At 39.2% G+C, this 1,134-nt stretch carries 2 protein-coding genes; one reads left to right on the forward strand and one right to left on the reverse strand.

Features of this window, described 5'->3' with window-relative positions:
• Positions 1-141: 141 nt before the first annotated feature.
• Entirely contained in the window at positions 142-651 is a 510-nt protein-coding gene (gene ectA / locus B4K20_RS14960; RefSeq protein ID WP_289283523.1) for a diaminobutyrate acetyltransferase, read from the reverse strand.
• Between the two features lie 194 nt (positions 652-845).
• Between ectA and B4K20_RS14965 the strand changes: the two genes are divergently transcribed.
• A partial coding sequence (locus B4K20_RS14965; RefSeq protein ID WP_289283524.1) for a chemotaxis protein CheW occupies positions 846-1,134 on the forward strand: 289 nt, incomplete at its 3' end.

The following is a 1,134-nucleotide window of genomic DNA, read 5'->3' on the forward strand; positions in this document are numbered from 1 at the left end:
CTCGTCTTTTGCACGGTTGAACATGCGAGGGAAAGAGCGGGCATAAGAACGTACTTCTGATTCAATTTCATCAAAGATTTTCATAGGTTATTTTTCTCCTAGTAATATTTTTTTCGTATCCTGATATCTGTATCTATTCTGCTATAGCTCGAATGGACCGACTCTGACCAACATTTCTGTCTCATGTTGACCTGCAAAATGTTGTTGGCGATCAAACATCACTGATCGGTTTAGCTCCGCATCAAGCTTATTGGCCAAACTTTCAAATAATGCCCACGATGCACGATTATCCGGTGTGATAGTGGTTTCGATAAATTTCACATTCTTACATTGCTCACGGATCAGTATGTGACGAAGCATTCGGCTTGCAAGCCCTTGTCCTCTTGCTTTCTCGCCCACAGCGACTTGCCATATAAACAAAGTGTCAGGTTTCTTAGGTAAAACATAACCAGAAATAAAACCGACCAGTGTTTCATTCATTTCAGCAGCTACAGATGTTTGGGAAAAATGACTGCTCTGCAGCAGATTGCAATACATAGAATTGGTGTCCAGAGGAGGACAGGCAGCAATTAATTCGAAGACAGAAGAACCGTCTTCTGCTGTAGGTTCTCGGAGGGTAATGGAAACATTCTCATCGTTATTATTTGTCATTTATAAATAGCTCTATTATTTATATCTCTATTATTTTTAAGTCACAATAAACCTGAAATTTATCTAATAAAACTGCATATTTCTTATTAAACAGCAATTTAAATAAAGTAAGTCAGGCTGTTAATGATTTGATATATATAGTACACTAAATAAATATATTGTCCAGCCCGAGATTATCAACGTATATTCAATAGATGACATTACAGTTACAAGACAACAAACAATGGCTCTGCTTCGCCATAGAAGATGAAACTTACGCTCATGCGGTAGATAAGGTGAGGGAAGTTCATGACTATATCACCCCCGTCCCTGTACCGGGCTCGCCGTCATATGTAGACGGGGTACTCAATATAAGAGGAGAGATTGTCACTATTGTATGCAGCAGAAAACTGCTTGGTATTGCTGATTCATATGATGCGCGCCACATCATTATTCTGGAGTCAGATAATGGCTTAGTCGGAATAAGCGTCGATGAGGTGATAC

Origin of the sequence: Methylophaga sp. UBA5088 (assembly GCF_002414625.1) — a bacterium.
Taxonomy (GTDB): domain Bacteria; phylum Pseudomonadota; class Gammaproteobacteria; order Nitrosococcales; family Methylophagaceae; genus Methylophaga; species Methylophaga marina.

Coding starts and splice junctions, on each gene's coding strand:
- ectA (WP_289283523.1), bottom strand. CDS start 651: ATGACAAATAATAACGATGAGAATGTTTCCATTACCCTCCGAGAACCT.